This window comes from Thioclava sp. DLFJ4-1, assembly GCF_002020145.1.
GTDB classification, from domain to species: domain Bacteria; phylum Pseudomonadota; class Alphaproteobacteria; order Rhodobacterales; family Rhodobacteraceae; genus Thioclava; species Thioclava sediminum.
Genome location: NZ_MPZT01000006.1, coordinates 315,068 through 330,744, shown reverse-complemented (window position 1 = coordinate 330,744; position 15,677 = coordinate 315,068). Strand labels below are relative to the sequence as shown.

General features: G+C 62.6%; 14 protein-coding genes. 10 read left to right on the top strand and 4 right to left on the bottom strand.

Annotation, left to right across the window (positions count from 1 at the left end; translation table 11 throughout):
* Positions 1 to 46: 46 nt before the first annotated feature.
* Genes pstC through phoB form a run of 5 tightly spaced genes read left to right on the top strand, consistent with a single transcriptional unit; the run spans position 47 to position 5,101 of the window.
* Entirely contained in the window at positions 47 to 1,528 is a 1,482-nt protein-coding gene (pstC, locus tag BMI85_RS19300; protein ID WP_078602427.1) for a phosphate ABC transporter permease subunit PstC, read from the top strand.
* On the top strand, positions 1,525 to 2,877 hold the full coding sequence (pstA, locus tag BMI85_RS19295; protein WP_078602426.1) for a phosphate ABC transporter permease PstA: 1,353 nt from the start codon (positions 1,525 to 1,527) through the stop codon (positions 2,875 to 2,877). The genes pstC and pstA overlap by 4 nt, the downstream gene beginning before the upstream one ends.
* 15 nt (positions 2,878 to 2,892) lie before the next feature.
* Complete coding sequence (gene pstB / locus BMI85_RS19290; protein ID WP_078522679.1) at positions 2,893 to 3,690, top strand: phosphate ABC transporter ATP-binding protein PstB; 798 nt, start codon at positions 2,893 to 2,895, stop codon at positions 3,688 to 3,690.
* Between the two features lie 14 nt (positions 3,691 to 3,704).
* The gene (phoU, locus tag BMI85_RS19285) at positions 3,705 to 4,394 is read left to right on the top strand and encodes a phosphate signaling complex protein PhoU (RefSeq protein WP_152844554.1); all 690 of its coding nucleotides are present in this window, start codon (positions 3,705 to 3,707) and stop codon (positions 4,392 to 4,394) included.
* A gap of 14 nt (positions 4,395 to 4,408) precedes the next feature.
* Positions 4,409 to 5,101: a phosphate regulon transcriptional regulator PhoB gene (phoB, locus tag BMI85_RS19280; RefSeq protein WP_078602425.1), complete on the top strand. Its 693-nt coding sequence runs from the start codon at positions 4,409 to 4,411 to the stop codon at positions 5,099 to 5,101.
* A 39-nt stretch (positions 5,102 to 5,140) separates the two neighbouring features.
* Here the strand turns inward: phoB and BMI85_RS19275 are convergent, their stop codons facing one another.
* Positions 5,141 to 7,408 carry an NADP-dependent malic enzyme gene (locus tag BMI85_RS19275; RefSeq protein WP_078602424.1) on the bottom strand — a complete coding sequence of 756 codons (2,268 nt, stop codon included), beginning with the start codon at positions 7,406 to 7,408 and terminating at the stop codon, positions 5,141 to 5,143.
* Positions 7,409 to 7,527: 119 nt separating this feature from the next.
* On the opposite strand from BMI85_RS19275, the gene mutS reads away from it, so the two are divergent.
* Positions 7,528 to 10,173, top strand: a complete 2,646-nt coding sequence (mutS, locus tag BMI85_RS19270) for a DNA mismatch repair protein MutS (RefSeq protein WP_078602423.1) — start codon at positions 7,528 to 7,530, stop codon at positions 10,171 to 10,173.
* A gap of 58 nt (positions 10,174 to 10,231) precedes the next feature.
* Here mutS and BMI85_RS19265 read toward each other — a convergent pair whose 3' ends face one another.
* Positions 10,232 to 10,780, bottom strand: coding sequence for a nucleotide exchange factor GrpE (locus BMI85_RS19265; RefSeq protein ID WP_078522675.1), 549 nt, complete (start codon positions 10,778 to 10,780; stop codon positions 10,232 to 10,234).
* Positions 10,781 to 10,785: 5 nt separating this feature from the next.
* Complete coding sequence (gene hrcA, locus BMI85_RS19260) at positions 10,786 to 11,847, bottom strand: heat-inducible transcriptional repressor HrcA (RefSeq protein WP_078602422.1); 1,062 nt, start codon at positions 11,845 to 11,847, stop codon at positions 10,786 to 10,788.
* Between the two features lie 118 nt (positions 11,848 to 11,965).
* Between hrcA and rph the strand changes: the two genes are divergently transcribed.
* From rph to BMI85_RS19240, 4 genes are read left to right on the top strand one after another with little or no spacing between them, the layout of a single operon-like run.
* A complete protein-coding gene (rph, locus tag BMI85_RS19255) occupies positions 11,966 to 12,679 on the top strand; it encodes a ribonuclease PH (RefSeq protein ID WP_078541490.1) in 714 nt (237 codons plus the stop codon).
* Positions 12,676 to 13,287 (top strand): RdgB/HAM1 family non-canonical purine NTP pyrophosphatase, encoded by a 612-nt coding sequence (gene rdgB, locus BMI85_RS19250; RefSeq protein WP_078602421.1) that lies wholly within the window; start codon positions 12,676 to 12,678, stop codon positions 13,285 to 13,287. The genes rph and rdgB overlap by 4 nt, the downstream gene beginning before the upstream one ends.
* Positions 13,284 to 14,441, top strand: coding sequence for a radical SAM family heme chaperone HemW (gene hemW, locus BMI85_RS19245; protein WP_078602420.1), 1,158 nt, complete (start codon positions 13,284 to 13,286; stop codon positions 14,439 to 14,441). The genes rdgB and hemW overlap by 4 nt, the downstream gene beginning before the upstream one ends.
* Positions 14,441 to 14,794 (top strand): YbaN family protein, encoded by a 354-nt coding sequence (locus tag BMI85_RS19240; RefSeq protein WP_078602419.1) that lies wholly within the window; start codon positions 14,441 to 14,443, stop codon positions 14,792 to 14,794. The genes hemW and BMI85_RS19240 overlap by 1 nt, the downstream gene beginning before the upstream one ends.
* Here BMI85_RS19240 and BMI85_RS19235 read toward each other — a convergent pair whose 3' ends face one another.
* Positions 14,795 to 15,676: a ParB/RepB/Spo0J family partition protein gene (locus BMI85_RS19235; protein ID WP_078541493.1), complete on the bottom strand. Its 882-nt coding sequence runs from the start codon at positions 15,674 to 15,676 to the stop codon at positions 14,795 to 14,797.
* Position 15,677 lies beyond the last annotated feature (1 nt).

Below are 15,677 nucleotides of genomic sequence, written 5' to 3'. Positions count from 1 at the left end.
CTGCCCCCTTTTTCCTTTTTGGTTATTTTCAACTGGTGGGGCTGAAATGCCTGTTTTGTGGATCGTTGTGATCGTGGTCGTGCTGGCAGTCGTCGGCTTCGTGATGGGCCGTATGCGTGCGCTGCATTCGGCAGGCGAAGACCGACGGTCTCTGCACAGCCTGCCGAATTACTACGGCTTCAACGTCGCGATGTTCACCGCCGTGCCGGCGCTTCTTCTGCTGCTGGTCTGGATGGTGGCGCAGCCGCTGATCGTGAATGCCCGCGTCTCCGCCGAGATTCCCGATGCGCTGCTGGACGGCTCGAACATGAGCCTCGTGATGTCGGATGTCCGGCGTGTTGCCGACGGCCTCGACACCGCAATCGCGCAAGGCGCGCTGAGCGCACGGCAAGCCGCGAACATCGATCTGCAAACCACGGACCTGCGCGAGGTTCTCGGCTCAGTCGGTGTCGCGCTCGGCTCCAATGTCGATCCGGCGACGCTGAACGCGGCACAGACCTATCGTGACATGACCTCGGTGGGCGATCTGGCGATGACGGTACTGGTCCTGCTGGCAGCCATCGGGGGCTTCGCCTTCGCCTACCTGCGCACGAACAAGGATTTCCGCGCGCGCAACACGGTCGAAAAAGGCGTGCGCGTTCTGCTAATCGCCGCAGCCTCCATCGCGATCCTGACGACGATCGGTATCGTTCTGTCGCTGGTCTTCAACACGATCGAGTTCTTCCGCCTCTATCCGATCTCCGATTTCTTCCTCGGCACGACCTGGTCGCCAAGCTTCGGTGGCGGGTCGGAGCTGGGTATCCTGCCGCTTCTCTGGGGCACGCTCTACATCTCGCTGGTGGCGCTTCTCGTTGCAGTGCCGATCGGGCTGTTCGCTGCCGTCTACCTGTCGGAATACGCGACCAAATCGGTGCGGGGCGTCGTGAAACCGCTGCTCGAAGTCCTCGCCGGCATCCCGACCATCGTTTACGGCCTTTTCGCCCTTCTGACCGTGGGCCCGTTCCTGCTGTCGATCTTCGGCGCGAATGGCCCGACCGCTGCGATGGCCGATGGCGGCTGGATGCATGCGGGCACGGCCGTAATGACCGCGGGTCTGGTGATGGGCATCATGCTGATCCCCTTCGTCTCCTCGCTGTCCGACGACATCATCAACGCAGTGCCGCAAAGCTTGCGCGACGGCTCCTACGGCCTCGGCGCGACGAAATCCGAAACGATCAAGCAGGTTATCCTGCCCGCAGCCCTGCCCGGCATCGTCGGCGCCGTGCTTCTGGCGACCTCGCGCGCCATTGGCGAGACGATGATCGTGGTGCTGGGCGCAGGCGCCGCCGCGCGGCTCAGCATGAACCCGTTCGACGCCATGACCACCGTCACCGCCAAGATCGTCTCGCAGCTGACCGGCGACGCCGATTTCGCGTCCCCCGAGGCGCTGGTCGCCTTCGCGCTCGGCATGACGCTGTTCGTCCTGACGCTCGGGCTCAACATCTTCGCGCTCTACATCGTGCGCAAATACCGGGAGCAATACGAATGAGTGATGCGACCCAACACGGCGCAGGCCAACCCGCGACGCGTTCGCTGCATCATCTCGATGCGCGCACGAAACGCCGCAACGCCTCCGAGAAACGCTTCAAGGCACTCGGCATCGGCGCGATCGGGATCGGTCTCGCGTTCCTCGTGATCCTGCTGGTGACGATCGTCTCCAACGGCGCCACCGCGTTTCAGCAGACGTTTGTGGAAGTTCCGGTCTATCTGGACGCCGCGAAGCTCGACAAGAAGGGCAACCGCGATCCGGAGGATCTGAAGAAGGCGACCACCTTCACCTACAAGCCGCTGATCGAAAAAGGCCTGCTCGACGCGGTGGAGAAATCCGGCGCGACGACTGATCTCGCCAAGGCGAAGGACATGAAGAACCTGATCTCGGCCTCGGCTGCGAGCCAGGTGCGCGACACGGTGCTCGCCGACCCGTCGATCATCGGCACGACGGTGGATTTCAAGATCCTCGCCTCGTCGCGGGTGGACAGCTACCTCAAGGGCCGCGTGCATCGCGACGAGATCGCCAAGGACAAGAACATCACCGTGGCGCAGCTCGACCTCGTCGACCAGCTCCGCGACGCGGGCATCATCCACAAAGGTTTCAACTGGGCCTTCATCTTCGGCGCCGACGCCTCCGACAGCCGCGCCGAGCAGGCCGGGATCGGGATCTCGATGCTGGGCTCGTTCTACATGATGCTGGTGGTGCTGGTGCTGGCCCTTCCGATCGGGGTCGCTGCGTCGATCTACCTGGAAGAATTCGCACCGAAGAACCGCATCACCGACCTGATCGAAGTGAACATCTCGAACCTCGCAGCGGTGCCGTCGATCGTCTTCGGTATCCTCGGCCTCGCGGTGTTCATCCAATTCGCCCATCTGCCGCAATCGGCGCCGCTGGTCGGTGGCCTCGTGCTGACGCTGATGACCCTGCCGACGATCATCATCTCGACCCGCGCTGCGCTGAAAGCCGTGCCGCCCTCGATCCGCGACGCCGCCCTCGGCGTCGGCGCATCAAAGATGCAATCGGTCTTCCACCACGTTCTGCCGCTGGCGATGCCCGGTATCCTGACCGGCACGATCATCGGTCTGGCGCAGGCTCTGGGCGAAACCGCGCCGCTCCTGCTGATCGGGATGGTGGGCTATATCGCGACCAACTCGCCGGACGGGTTCCTCGACGGCTTCGTCTCGCCCAACTCGGCCATGCCCGCGCAGATCTACGAATGGGCCAAGCGCGCCGACCCGGCATTTTACGAACGCGCCTGGGGAGGTATCATCATTCTGCTGATCTTCCTTCTGGGCATGAACATCATCGCCATCATCCTGCGCCGCAAATTCGAGCGTCGCTGGTAAGGGAGCGCGAGACAAATGGAAGACATGAGCCTGACGGAGAGAGCCGTGACCACTGACGACATCAAGATCACCGCACGCAACGTGCAGGTCCATTACGGCGACACCCACGCGATCAAGGACGTCGATGTCGACATTCTCGACAAGACCGTCACCGCGTTCATCGGCCCGTCGGGCTGCGGGAAGTCGACCTTCCTGCGCTGCCTGAACCGGATGAACGACACGATCGATATCTGCCGCGTCGAGGGCGATATCAAACTCGACGGCGAAGACATCTACGACAAGCGCGTCGACCCGGTGCAGCTGCGGGCCAAGGTCGGCATGGTGTTCCAAAAACCGAACCCCTTCCCGAAGTCGATCTACGACAACGTGGCTTATGGGCCGAAAATCCACGGCCTGACGAAGAACAAGGCCGAGCTGGATCAGGTGGTCGAGGACTCGCTGCGCAAGGCCGCGCTGTGGAACGAGGTGAAAGATCGCCTGCACGCGCCCGGCACCGGGCTTTCGGGCGGTCAGCAACAGCGCCTGTGCATCGCACGCGCCGTGGCGACCTCGCCGGAAGTGCTGCTGATGGACGAGCCCTGCTCGGCGCTCGACCCGATCGCGACCGCGCAGGTCGAGGAACTGATCGACGAACTTCGGGCGAATTTCTCGGTGGTGATCGTGACGCACTCGATGCAGCAGGCCGCACGCGTCAGTCAGAAGACCGCGTTCTTCCACCTCGGAAACCTCGTCGAATACGACGACACGGACAAGATTTTCACCAACCCGTCCGACAGCCGGACGGAAAGCTACATTACCGGCCGGATCGGCTGAGGAGGCAAATAATCATGAGCGAGCATATTCTTTCCGCCTTCGACCGCGACCTTGAGGCGGTGCAGGCATTGGTCGTCAAAATGGGCGGCCTCGTCGAGGAGCAGATCCTCGAAAGCGCCCGCGCGCTCGAAGTGCGCGATCTCGAACTGGCCGAGCAGATCCGGGCCCGCGACCGCGCCGTGGACGAGCTGGAAGAGAAGATCAACGAGGAAGCCGCGCGCCTGATCGCCCTACGCGCCCCCGCCGCGCGCGACCTGCGCATGGCGCTCTCGGTCATCAAGATCTCCGCAAGCCTCGAGCGGGTCGGCGATTACGCGAAGAACATCGCCAAGCGCACGCAGGTTCTGTCCGACGGGCCGCAGATCAGCGGCACCGCGACCGCGATCCGCCGCATGGCGGGCACGACGGAGGCGATGCTGAAAGACGCGCTCGACGCCTATATCCAGCGCGACCCGAAACTGGCCGCCGATGTTCGTGAGCGCGATCTCGAAGTTGACCAGATGTATAACGCGCTGTTCCGCGAATTCCTGACCTACATGATGGAAGACCCGCGCAACATCACGCCCTGCATGCACCTGCATTTCATCGCGAAGAACATCGAGCGGATGGGCGACCATGCGACGACGATCGCCGAGCAGGTGATCTACCTCGTGACCGGCGAAATGCCGGAAGACGCGCGCCCGAAAAGCTCGAGCGTAATGTGACGGAGACCTGAGAAATGTCGCCAGCCCAACAACCCTGCGTCCTTGTGGTTGAAGACGAAAACGCCCAGCGCGAAGTGCTCAGCTACAACCTCGAAGCCGAAGGGTTTCGTGTCGTGATGGCGGAGAACGGAGACGAGGGCCTCTTGTTCCTGAAGGAAGAGAAGCCCGATCTGATCGTGCTGGACTGGATGCTGCCCAATGTCTCCGGTATCGAGATTTGCCGCCGGGTGAAGGCCAATTCCGAGACCCGCAGTATCCCCGTCATCATGCTCTCGGCACGGTCCGAAGAGGTGGACCGGGTGCGGGGCCTCGAGACCGGCGCGGATGACTACGTCGTGAAACCCTATTCGGTCGTCGAGCTGATGGCCCGCGTGCGCACCCAGCTGCGCCGTACCCGCCCGGCCACGATGGGCGAGCGGCTGAGCTTCGAGGACATCATCCTCGATGCCGAGGAACACCGCGTCTTCCGCAACGGCCAGCCGCTGAAACTCGGGCCGACCGAGTTCCGGCTGCTCTCGACGATGATGGAAAAACCGGGCCGCGTCTGGACCCGCGATCAACTGCTCGACCGGGTCTGGGGCCGCGACATCTATGTCGACACCCGCACCATCGACGTCCATGTCGGGCGGCTGCGCAAGGCGCTGATGGCCAATGGCGGGGATGATCCGGTGCGCACGGTGCGCGGCACGGGCTACGCGCTGGGATAAAGCGAAACAGGCGCGCGGATCACCGCGCGCCTGTTCAATTCAGTCCTTCAGGCACAGCTTGCACGAGGCAAGCGCCGCCATGTTTAGGATGTCGTTCACCGTCGACGTGGTCGAGCACAGCTGCACCGCGTGGCTCGTCCCGGTCAGGATCGGGCCGATCACGGTCGCGCCCGCCATCTCCTGCATCAGTTTCACAGAGATCGATGCCGAATGGCGCGCCGGCACGACGAGAATGTTGGCGGGGCCGGTCAGACGGCAGAACGGATAGTTCTTCATCTGATCCATGTTGAGCGCCACATCGACGGTCATCTCGCCATCATACTCGAAATCCGCCCCGCGCGCGTCGAGCACCTTCGGCGCGACATGCATCTTCGTGGCCCGTTCCGACACCGGATAGCCGAAAGTCGAGAAGGAACAGAAGGCCACGCGCGGCTCAAGGCCCAGACCGCGGGCGACATGCGCGCCCGCCGTCGCGATATCGGCCAGATCGTTCTCGTCGGGCCATTCATGCACCAGCGTATCGCCGATCAGCACCACGCGACCCTTGTTCAGCAGGGCGGTAATACCGACCGCCCCATCCGAGGGCTTCGCGTCGATCACCTTGTTGATCAGCTCCAGCACATGCGCCGATTTCCGGGTGGCCCCGGTGACCATCGCGTCGCCATGCCCATGCACCAGCATCAGCGCCGCGAAGACATGCCGGTCGCGCGTCGCCAGCTTATGCGCATCCTCGCGGTCCACGCCCTGCCGTTGCAGGCGCTTATACAGGAAGTCCTTGTAGGTCTCGGTATGCTTGGAATTGGCCGCATTCACCACGCGCAGCTCGCGATAGGCGTCGCCCAGGCCAGCCGTTTCCAGCTTTTCCTTCACATCCTGCTCACGGCCCACGACCAGCGCCTCGCCCATGCCGGAGCGCTGATAGGCCACGGCGGCGCGCAGCACCCTCTCGTCATCGCCCTCGGCGAAGATCATCTTCGCCTGCGCCTGACGCGCCCGGCTCTGGATGCCCTGCAGGATCGACGCGGTCGGGTCCATCCGGGCTTTCAGGCTTTGCGCATAGCCTTCCATGTCGATGATCGGACGCCGCGCGACACCTGTGTCCATCCCGGCTTTCGCGACCGCCGGCGGGATCACGTGGATCAGCCGCGGGTCGAAGGGCGTCGGAATGATGTAATCGCGCCCGAAGCTGAGCTTGCGCCCATAGGCCATCGCGACCTCGTCGGGCACATCCTCGCGCGCCAGTTCCGCCAAGGCGTTGGCGCAGGCGATCTTCATCTCGTCATTGATCGCGCGGGCATGGATGTCGAGCGCGCCGCGGAACAGGTAGGGGAAGCCGAGGACGTTGTTCACCTGGTTCGGATAGTCCGACCGCCCCGTCGCCACGATCGCATCCGGGCGCACCGATTGCGCCTCTTCCGGCGTGATCTCCGGGTCCGGATTCGCCATCGCGAAAATCACCGGATTGTCGGCCATCGACTGCACCATCTCGGGCGTCACCGCGCCCTTGGCCGACACGCCGAGGAAGACATCGGCCCCCTCCATCGCCTCTTCGAGCGAGCGCGCCTCGGTCACCGCCGCATGCGCCGATTTCCACTGGTTCATGCCCTCGGTGCGCCCCTGATAGATCACGCCCTTGGTGTCGCACATGATGCAATTGTCGTGCTTCGCGCCCATCGCTTTCACAAGCTCCAGACAGGCGATGCCCGCAGCCCCCGCGCCGTTCAGCACGATCTTGCAGTCCTCGATCTTCTTGCCCGACAGCTCCAGCGCGTTGATCAACCCCGCCGCACAGATCACCGCCGTGCCGTGCTGATCGTCGTGGAACACCGGGATGTCCATCAGCTCCTTGAGCCGCTGCTCGATGATGAAGCATTCCGGCGCCTTGATATCCTCGAGGTTGATCCCCCCGAAGGTCGGCCCCATCAGTTTCACCGCGTTGATGATCTCGTCGGCATCTTCGGTATCGAGCTCGATATCGATCGCGTTCACATCGGCGAACCGCTTGAAGAGAACCGCCTTGCCCTCCATCACCGGTTTCGAGGCGAGCGCCCCGAGATTGCCGAGCCCCAGAATGGCCGAGCCGTTCGAGATCACGGCGACCATGTTCCCCTTCACGGTGTAATCGTAGGCCAGTTCGGGGTTCTCGGCGATCGCCTCCACCGGCACGGCAACGCCCGGGCTGTAGGCCAGCGACAGATCGCGCTGCGATGTCATCGGCTTCGACGCGGTGATGTCGTATTTCCCCGGATGCGGGTCGAGGTGATAGGCCAAGGCCTCCTCGGGCGTGATACGGTTCTTGCTGGGCATTGGGCCGGTGCTCCTCCTGCAGGTCCGAACCCGTTTAACGTCCCGTGATCCGCCACTCAACGGAATTGCGCCCGAATCCGGGGTTTTGTAGGGTCGCGCGACCAGCAAATGGGGGGCACATGGCCAAGCCGACCGTCACACCGATGATGGAACAGTATCTGGGGATCAAGGAGGCCAATCCGGGCGCGCTCCTGTTCTATCGGATGGGTGATTTCTACGAGATGTTCTTTCAGGACGCGGTGGATGCCGCGTCTGCCCTCGATATCGCGCTGACCAAACGCGGTCAGCATCTGGGCGAGGACATCGCGATGTGCGGCGTTCCCGTGCACGCGGCCGAGGGCTACCTGCTGACGCTGATCCGCAAAGGCTTCCGCGTGGCCATTGCTGAGCAGATGGAAGACCCGGCCGAGGCGAAGAAGCGCGGCTCGAAATCCGTCGTGAAACGCGATGTGGTGCGGCTGGTCACGCCCGGCACGCTCACCGAGGAAAGCCTGCTGGAGGCGCGCCGCCACAATTTCCTCGCCGCTTGGGCGGAAGTGCGCGACGAGGCCGCGATCGCCTGGGTCGATATCTCCACCGGCGAATTCCGCGTGACGCCCTGCCCGCTGTCACGGCTGGGTCCCGAGCTTGCCCGGCTTGCGCCGCGTGAAGTGCTGGTAAGCGAGGCGAAAGAAGCCGATTGCGCTGAAATAGTCTCTGATATGCGGGCCGCGATGACGCCCTTGTCCCGCGCGAGCTTCGACAGTCAGGCCGCCGAGACGCGGCTTCTGTCGCTCTATTCGATCGGGTCGCTGGATGCGTTCGGCAGCTTCACCCGCGCCGAGATGGCCGCGATGGGCGCCATCGTCGATTACCTCGAGATCACGCAGAAAGGGAAACTGCCCCTGCTTCGCCGTCCCGTGCATGAAGACAGCGGCGCAGCGATGCAGATCGACGCCGCCACGCGGCGCAATCTGGAACTGACGCAGGCTCTCTCGGGTGGACGCGAGGGCTCGCTCCTCAATGCCATCGACCGCACCGTGACGGCGGGCGGGGCGCGGCTTCTCGAGCGCCGGATCTCCGCCCCGTCCCGGAACCTGACCGAGATCCATGCGCGGCACGATTCCGTGCGTTTTCTGCTGGAACAGGGTCGATTTGCCGAAGATATCCGCGCCGATCTGAAGCGCTGCCCTGATATGGATCGCGCGCTGTCACGTCTCGCCCTCGACCGCGGCGGCCCGCGCGACATGGCCGCGATCCGCAACGGGTTGGAGCAGGCCGAGCGGATCGCCGAAGCGGTGTCCGCCGTCGAGGCCCCACCGCTTCTCGCCGAGGCTGCGAAAGCCCTCACGGGCCATGACGACCTCACCGCCCTTCTGGATGCGGCGCTCATCGCGGAGCCGCCGCTTCTCGCACGCGATGGAGGCTTCATCGCGACGGGCTATGACGAAGATCTCGACCAGACGCGCCAACTGCGCGACGAAGGCCGCGGCGTGATCGCGAAGATGCAGGCGGAGTATATCGAGACCACAGGCATCAATTCGCTGAAGATCAAGCACAACAACGTGCTGGGCTACTTCATCGAAACCACGGCCACCCATGCCGAGAAGATGCTCGCCCCGCCGCTGTCGGAGCGCTTCATTCACCGTCAGACCACCGCGAACCAGGTGCGTTTCACGACCGTCGAACTGAGCGAAATCGAAACCCGGATTCTCAATGCCGGGAACCATGCGTTGGAGATCGAAAAAAGGCTCTATTCCAGCCTGAGACAGGCCATTCTCGACCGCGCAGGCCCAATCAACGAAGCCTCGCGCGCGCTTGCCGAAATCGACCTCGCCAGCGCTTTCGCGACGCTTGCGCGCAACGAAGACTGGGCGGAGCCCACCGTCGACGACAGCCATGCGTTCGAGATCGAGGGCGGGAGGCATCCGGTCGTCGAAGCCTCGCTCAAGAAATCCGGCGAGCCCTTCATCGCGAATGACTGCGAACTGACCGAGGGCGCGACCCCCGCGATCTGGCTGCTCACCGGTCCCAACATGGCGGGTAAATCGACCTTCCTGCGTCAAAACGCCCTGATCGCGCTTCTGGCCCAAGCGGGCAGCTTCGTTCCGGCGAAATCCGCCCATATCGGCCTTGTGTCCCAGCTCTTCAGCCGTGTCGGCGCGGCGGACGATCTGGCACGGGGCCGGTCGACCTTCATGGTCGAGATGGTCGAAACCGCCGCGATCCTCAATCAGGCTGACGACCGCGCTCTGGTGATCCTCGACGAGATCGGCCGCGGCACCGCGACCTATGACGGGCTTTCCATCGCATGGGCGGTCATGGAGCATCTGCACGCGTCCAACCGCTGCCGGGCCCTCTTCGCGACCCATTACCACGAGATGACCGCGCTGTCGGCCAAGCTGGACGGCGTCGAGAATGCGACCGTCGCGGTGAAGGAGTGGGAAGGCGAGGTGATCTTCCTGCACGAAGTTCGCAAAGGCGCCGCCGACCGCTCCTACGGGGTTCAGGTCGCGCGCCTCGCCGGGCTTCCGCATTCCGTCGTGGAACGCGCCCGGATCGTGCTCGATGCGCTGGAGAAGGGCGAACGCGAAGGTGGCGGCAAGAAACAGGCGGTGATCGACGATCTGCCGCTGTTTTCAGTGTCTAACACACCGCAACCGGCCGCCGCGCCAGCAGGTCCGTCAGAATTGGAAGAGCGGCTGAAAGCCCTCATTCCAGACGACATGACACCGAAAGACGCGCTCGACGCCCTTTACGAGCTTCGCGCGCTTCTCACGGAGTGATCTTCGTTTTGGGGAAAATATCCCGGGGGTCTGGGGGCAGCGCCCCCAGCCTGTCCGATCAGGATTTCGGAGTGGAGCTGACGCCCACTTTCGCCGGCCGCAGAAGCCGGTCGTGGATCATGAAGCCGTTCTCCATGACCTGAATGATGTCGCCGGCCTTGGTGCCGGGCGCGGGCGCTTCGAACATCGCCTCATGCATCTGCGGGTCGAATTTCTCGCCGACCTCGGGCGCCACCGTGGTGATGCCGTGACGGGCGAACACGTTCAGCAATTCGCGCTGGGTCAGTTCGACCCCTTCGAGGAACGGCCCGGCCTGCGAACGCACGTCCTCATTCGCGGCTTCGAGCGCACGCGAGAGCGCGTCGAACACGGGCAGCATGTCGCGCGCCAGACGCGTCCCACCGTAATTCGAGGCTTCCTGACGCTCTTTGTCGGCACGTTTGCGCGCATTCTCGGCATCTGCCAGCGCGCGCATGAATCGGTCGCGATAATCGTCGCGCTCGGCACGCAATGCCTCGAGCTCGTCTTCCTCATGGGACAGCACATCCTCGAAGCTCTCGTCGATATGCGCCTGATCCTCGGCAATCTCGTCTTTTTTCTCGCTCATGCCATTCATCCTTTGCCCTGGCCGGAGATCATCCGCCCGACCAGTTGCGCTGTGTAGTCCACGATCGGCACGATGCGCCCGTAGTTGAGCCGGGTTGGCCCAATCACGCCCACCGCACCAATGATCTTTCGGTCAGCGTTCATATATGGAGAGACAACCAAAGAGGAACCCGAAAGAGAGAAAAGTTTGTTCTCCGAGCCAATAAAAATACGCACGCCCTCGCCATCCTCGGCCAGATCGAGGAATTCGGCGATGTCACGTTTCCGTTCGAGATCATCGAACAGCGAGCGGATGCGGTCGAGGTCGTCTTCGGAGCCCAAAAGATTGGCACGACCGCGCACGATCAGCCGCTCGTAGCGCTCGCCTTTGTTTTCCCAGGCCGCCAACCCGCTGTCGATCAGTTCGGTCGCGAGCGAATCGATTTCGGTGCGATGGTTCGCGATCTGGCGTGCAATGTGACCGCGCAGTTCCGACAGCGTTTTCCCCTCCGCCATCGCGTTGAGGAAATTCGCAGCCTCCCGCATCGAAGACGGCGTTTGCCCAAGCGGCGGTGTGAAAACCCGGTTTTCCACCTGACCGTCAGCGAAGACGAGCACCACCAGCGCCCGGTCGGGCGAGAGCGAGACGAATTCGATATGCCGGATCGGGGCCTCGTGTTTCGGCGTCAGAACGAGGCTCGCGCCCTGCGTCATCCCCGAAAGCGCGCTCGAAACTCGGTCCAACAAAGACCCTACATCGCCTGAATTCGCGCCCATCGTGGCATCGAGCGCCGCACGGTCCTCGTCGCCGAGATGGTTCACCTCCATCACCCCATCGACGAACAGCCGCAGACCCGTCTGGGTCGGAACACGTCCGGCGGAGACATGGGGGCTATCCAGAAGTCCGAGATATTCGAGGTCCTGCATCACGTTGCGGATCGTCGCCGCGGACAGCTTCTCGTTCATCTCTCGGGTCAGGCTCCGCGAGCCCACGGGACCGCCGGTCGTGAGATAGCCTTCGACAACCCGGCGAAACACTTCGCGGGAGCGGTCGTTCAATTCGGAAAGAATATCGTTCTTGTCACTCATCGCGCTTCATCCCTGCTGACTTAAAGCCGCGCGAAGCCGAAGGTCAATCACGGCACGGGGGTTGCATCGCTGCGCATGGGCGATCAAATGGGGTGAATTCATTAGAAAGGTCCCCACGATGCGCCCATCCGGCAGAGAGTTAAGTGAACTTCGCCCGATTTCAATCGAGACCGGGGTTACGAAACACGCAGAAGGGTCTTGCCTGATCAAAATGGGCGACACCCACGTGCTGTGCACCGCCACGATCGAAGACCGCGCGCCGTCTTTCCTCAAAGGTTCCGGCCTTGGCTGGGTGACGGCAGAATACGGCATGCTGCCGCGCGCGACCAACACGCGCAACCGTCGCGAGGCCGCTGCGGGCAAGCAAGGTGGAAGAACCGTTGAAATTCAACGTCTTATCGGTCGCGCCCTGCGCGCTGGCGTCGATCGTTCGGCGCTTGGTGAGCGTCAGATCGTCGTCGATTGCGATGTGATCCAAGCCGATGGCGGCACGCGCTGCGCCTCGATCACCGGCGGTTGGGTCGCGCTGCGTCTCGCCACGAACAAGCTGCTGAAATCGGGCGCCTGCACTTCCGATCCGCTGCTCGATCATGTCGCGGCCCTGTCCTGCGGCATTTATGCGGGCCAGCCGGTCGCCGACCTCGACTATGCCGAAGATAGCGAAGCGGGCACCGACGGGAATTTCATCATGACCGGGCGCGGCAAGTTGATCGAAGTGCAGATGTCGGCCGAAGGCGCGACCTTTTCGCGCGAGCAGATGGATCGGCTTCTCGATCTGGCCGAGGAAGGCGCGGCGAAGCTCGTCGAAATGCAGAAAGCCGCAGTCGAATGAGAAGCTTCACCGAAAAGAAGCTGCTGGTCGCGACCCATAACGCCGGAAAGCTCGAGGAGATCAAAGCGATCCTCGCGCCTTTCGGCGTCGAGGTCGTCGGCGCGAAGGAGATGAACCTCCCCGAGCCGGAAGAGACCGAGAGCACCTTTGTCGGCAATGCGCGGATCAAAGCCCATGTGGCGGCAAAAGCGACCGGCCTGCCCGCCTTGGCGGACGATTCCGGCATCGAAGTCGACTGTCTCGACGGAGCGCCGGGCGTTTACACGGCCGATTGGGCAACCACCCCCAACGGGCGCGACTTCACCATGGCGATGGAGAAGACCTGGAAGGCCTGCGACGAGGTCGAAGCGGAGCTCCCGCGGACCGCGCGTTTCCGCTCTACCTTGGTTCTTGCCTGGCCCGACGGGCATGACGAGGTGTTCGACGGCCGTGTCGAAGGTCAGCTGGTTTGGCCTATGCGCGGCGCTCTCGGGCATGGCTATGACCCGATGTTCCAGCCCGATGGCTATGACCAAACCTTCGCGGAGATGGATCCCGCGCAAAAGAACGAGATTTCGCACCGTGCGGATGCTTTCCGCAAGTTCGTGACGATTTTCGACGCGCAATGACCGAGGATTGGCGGCACGGAGGGTTCGGCCTCTACCTTCACTGGCCGTTCTGTGCCGCCAAATGCCCCTATTGCGACTTCAATTCCCATGTCGCGACGGCCATCGACCAGAAACGATGGCTCTCTGCCTATCTCAGCGAACTCGACCGCTATGCCGCGCAGACGGAAGGCCGGATTCTGAACACGGTTTTCTTCGGCGGCGGCACACCCTCGCTGATGGATCCCGAGATTGTCGCCGCAATTGTCGAACGCATCCGCAGAAACTGGCAAACCAGCAACGATTTCGAGATCACCCTCGAAGCGAACCCCACAAGTGTCGAATCCGGGCGGTTTAGAGCCTTTTCTGAGGCTGGCGTGAACCGAGTTTCGATGGGGATGCAGGCGCTGAATGACGAAGATCTCCGTCGTTTGGGCCGAATGCACTCGGTCGCAGAAGGCCAGAAAGCCTTCGACATCGCGCGCAAGCAATTCGAGCGTGTGAGCTTCGATCTGATCTACGCGCGCCAGCACCAGACGATCGAAGATTGGAAAGCAGAGCTGGATGAGGCGCTGAAAATGGCGGTCGACCACCTCTCGCTCTATCAGCTGACCATCGAACCCGGCACGGTTTTCGGCGCGCGGCACGATGCCGGCAAACTCCGCGGAATTCCTGAGGACGATATCTCCGCCGAGATGTATTTCGCGACGCAGGAAATCTGCGAGAAGCACGGCCTGCCCGCCTACGAGATTTCAAACCACGCGCGCCCGGGCGCCGAGAGCCGCCACAACCTGATTTATTGGCGTTATGGCGACTATATCGGCATCGGCCCAGGCGCACATGGACGCCTGACCGAAAACGGTGTCCGCCACGCCACCGATACGCTCAAACAGCCCGGAGCCTGGCTCGCGCAGGTAGAAAAAACCGGTGCCGGAGAGAATGAGCGCGCCGCCCTGCCCCGCGAAGAGCAGGCAATCGAATATCTTTTGTTCGCGCTGCGCCTGTCCGAAGGGCTCGAGATGGAACGGTTCAACACGATCTCGCGTTCACCGCTCGATGAGGCGACGATGCGCCATCTTGAGGATATCGGCATGGTTGAGAGAGAGAACGGATTTCTGCGCGCGACGGATCAAGGCCGCCCGGTCTTGAACGCCATTATTCGCGATCTTATCCCCTGATGCGCATCCTCTGGCTCACGCTTGGCATTATTTCGGCCGGAATCGGGATTATCGGGCTGTTTTTGCCGCTCGTCCCGACCGTTCCGTTGATGCTTTTGGCGACGTTTTGCTTCGCGCGATCCTCTGATCGTCTGCATAACTGGATCATCACCCATCCGCGCTTCGGACCCCAGATCATCGACTGGCAAGAACGCCGCGCTATCGCGAAACGCGCGAAAATCGCGGCAACAGTGTCTGTTTTCGCGGCTTTCGGCCTGTCTTTGGTCTTCCGGTTACCGATTGAAATCCTGGCGATTCAGGGGATCACCTTGCTCGGCGTCCTGATTTTCATCTGGACGCGCCCGAATAGCTGATCAGCCGTTGCTGAGCATCTGGCAAAGCTTGTCGAGCTCCTCCAGATCGTCGTAAGCAATCGTAATCTTGCCGCCGCCGCTGCTGGTATGATCGATCGCAACCTTCATCCCGATCGTCGCGGACAAATCGCCCTCGAGCGCCCGCGTGTCAGCGTCTTTCTGAGGCTTCGGGCGCGCTTTGCGCTCTTCCCCGCCCTGCTGCTTCTTCGCAAGTTTCTCGACATCGCGCACCGAAAGCGTCTTCGCGACGGCCTGTTTCGCTAGGCTGACCGGATCTTCAGCGGTGATCATCGCCCGCGCATGACCGGCGGACAGCTTCCCCTCGCGCAGATAGACCTGCACTTCTTCGGGCAGCTGCAGCAGACGCATCAGGTTCGCGATATGGCTACGACTTTTCGACAGCGCCTCGGCCAGCTTCTCCTGCGTATGCCCAAAGCGGCTCATCAATTGCTTATAGGCCAGCGCCTCTTCGAGCGCATTGAGATCGGCGCGCTGAATGTTCTCGATGATCGCAACTTCGAGCACTTCCGTGTCGTTGAATTCGCGAATGATGACCGGAAGCTGGTGCAGCTTGGCCATCTGCGAGGCGCGCCACCGGCGTTCACCGGCCACGATCTCGTAATGATCGGGCTTCGTCGGGTGTTTGCGCACGATCAGCGGCTGAATCACACCCTTTTCGCGGATCGAAGACGCCAGTTCTTCCAAAGCGGCCGGCTCGAAATCGCGACGTGGCTGATCGGGGTTCGGCTCGATCTTCTCGACCGGGACGTATTGCTCCGGACGACGCGGAGGCGCCGTCGTCTCGGTCGGATTCAAATCAACATCCGCCATCAAAGCCGACAAACCACGCCCCAATCCACGCTTTTCGCGTTCCTTAGCCATT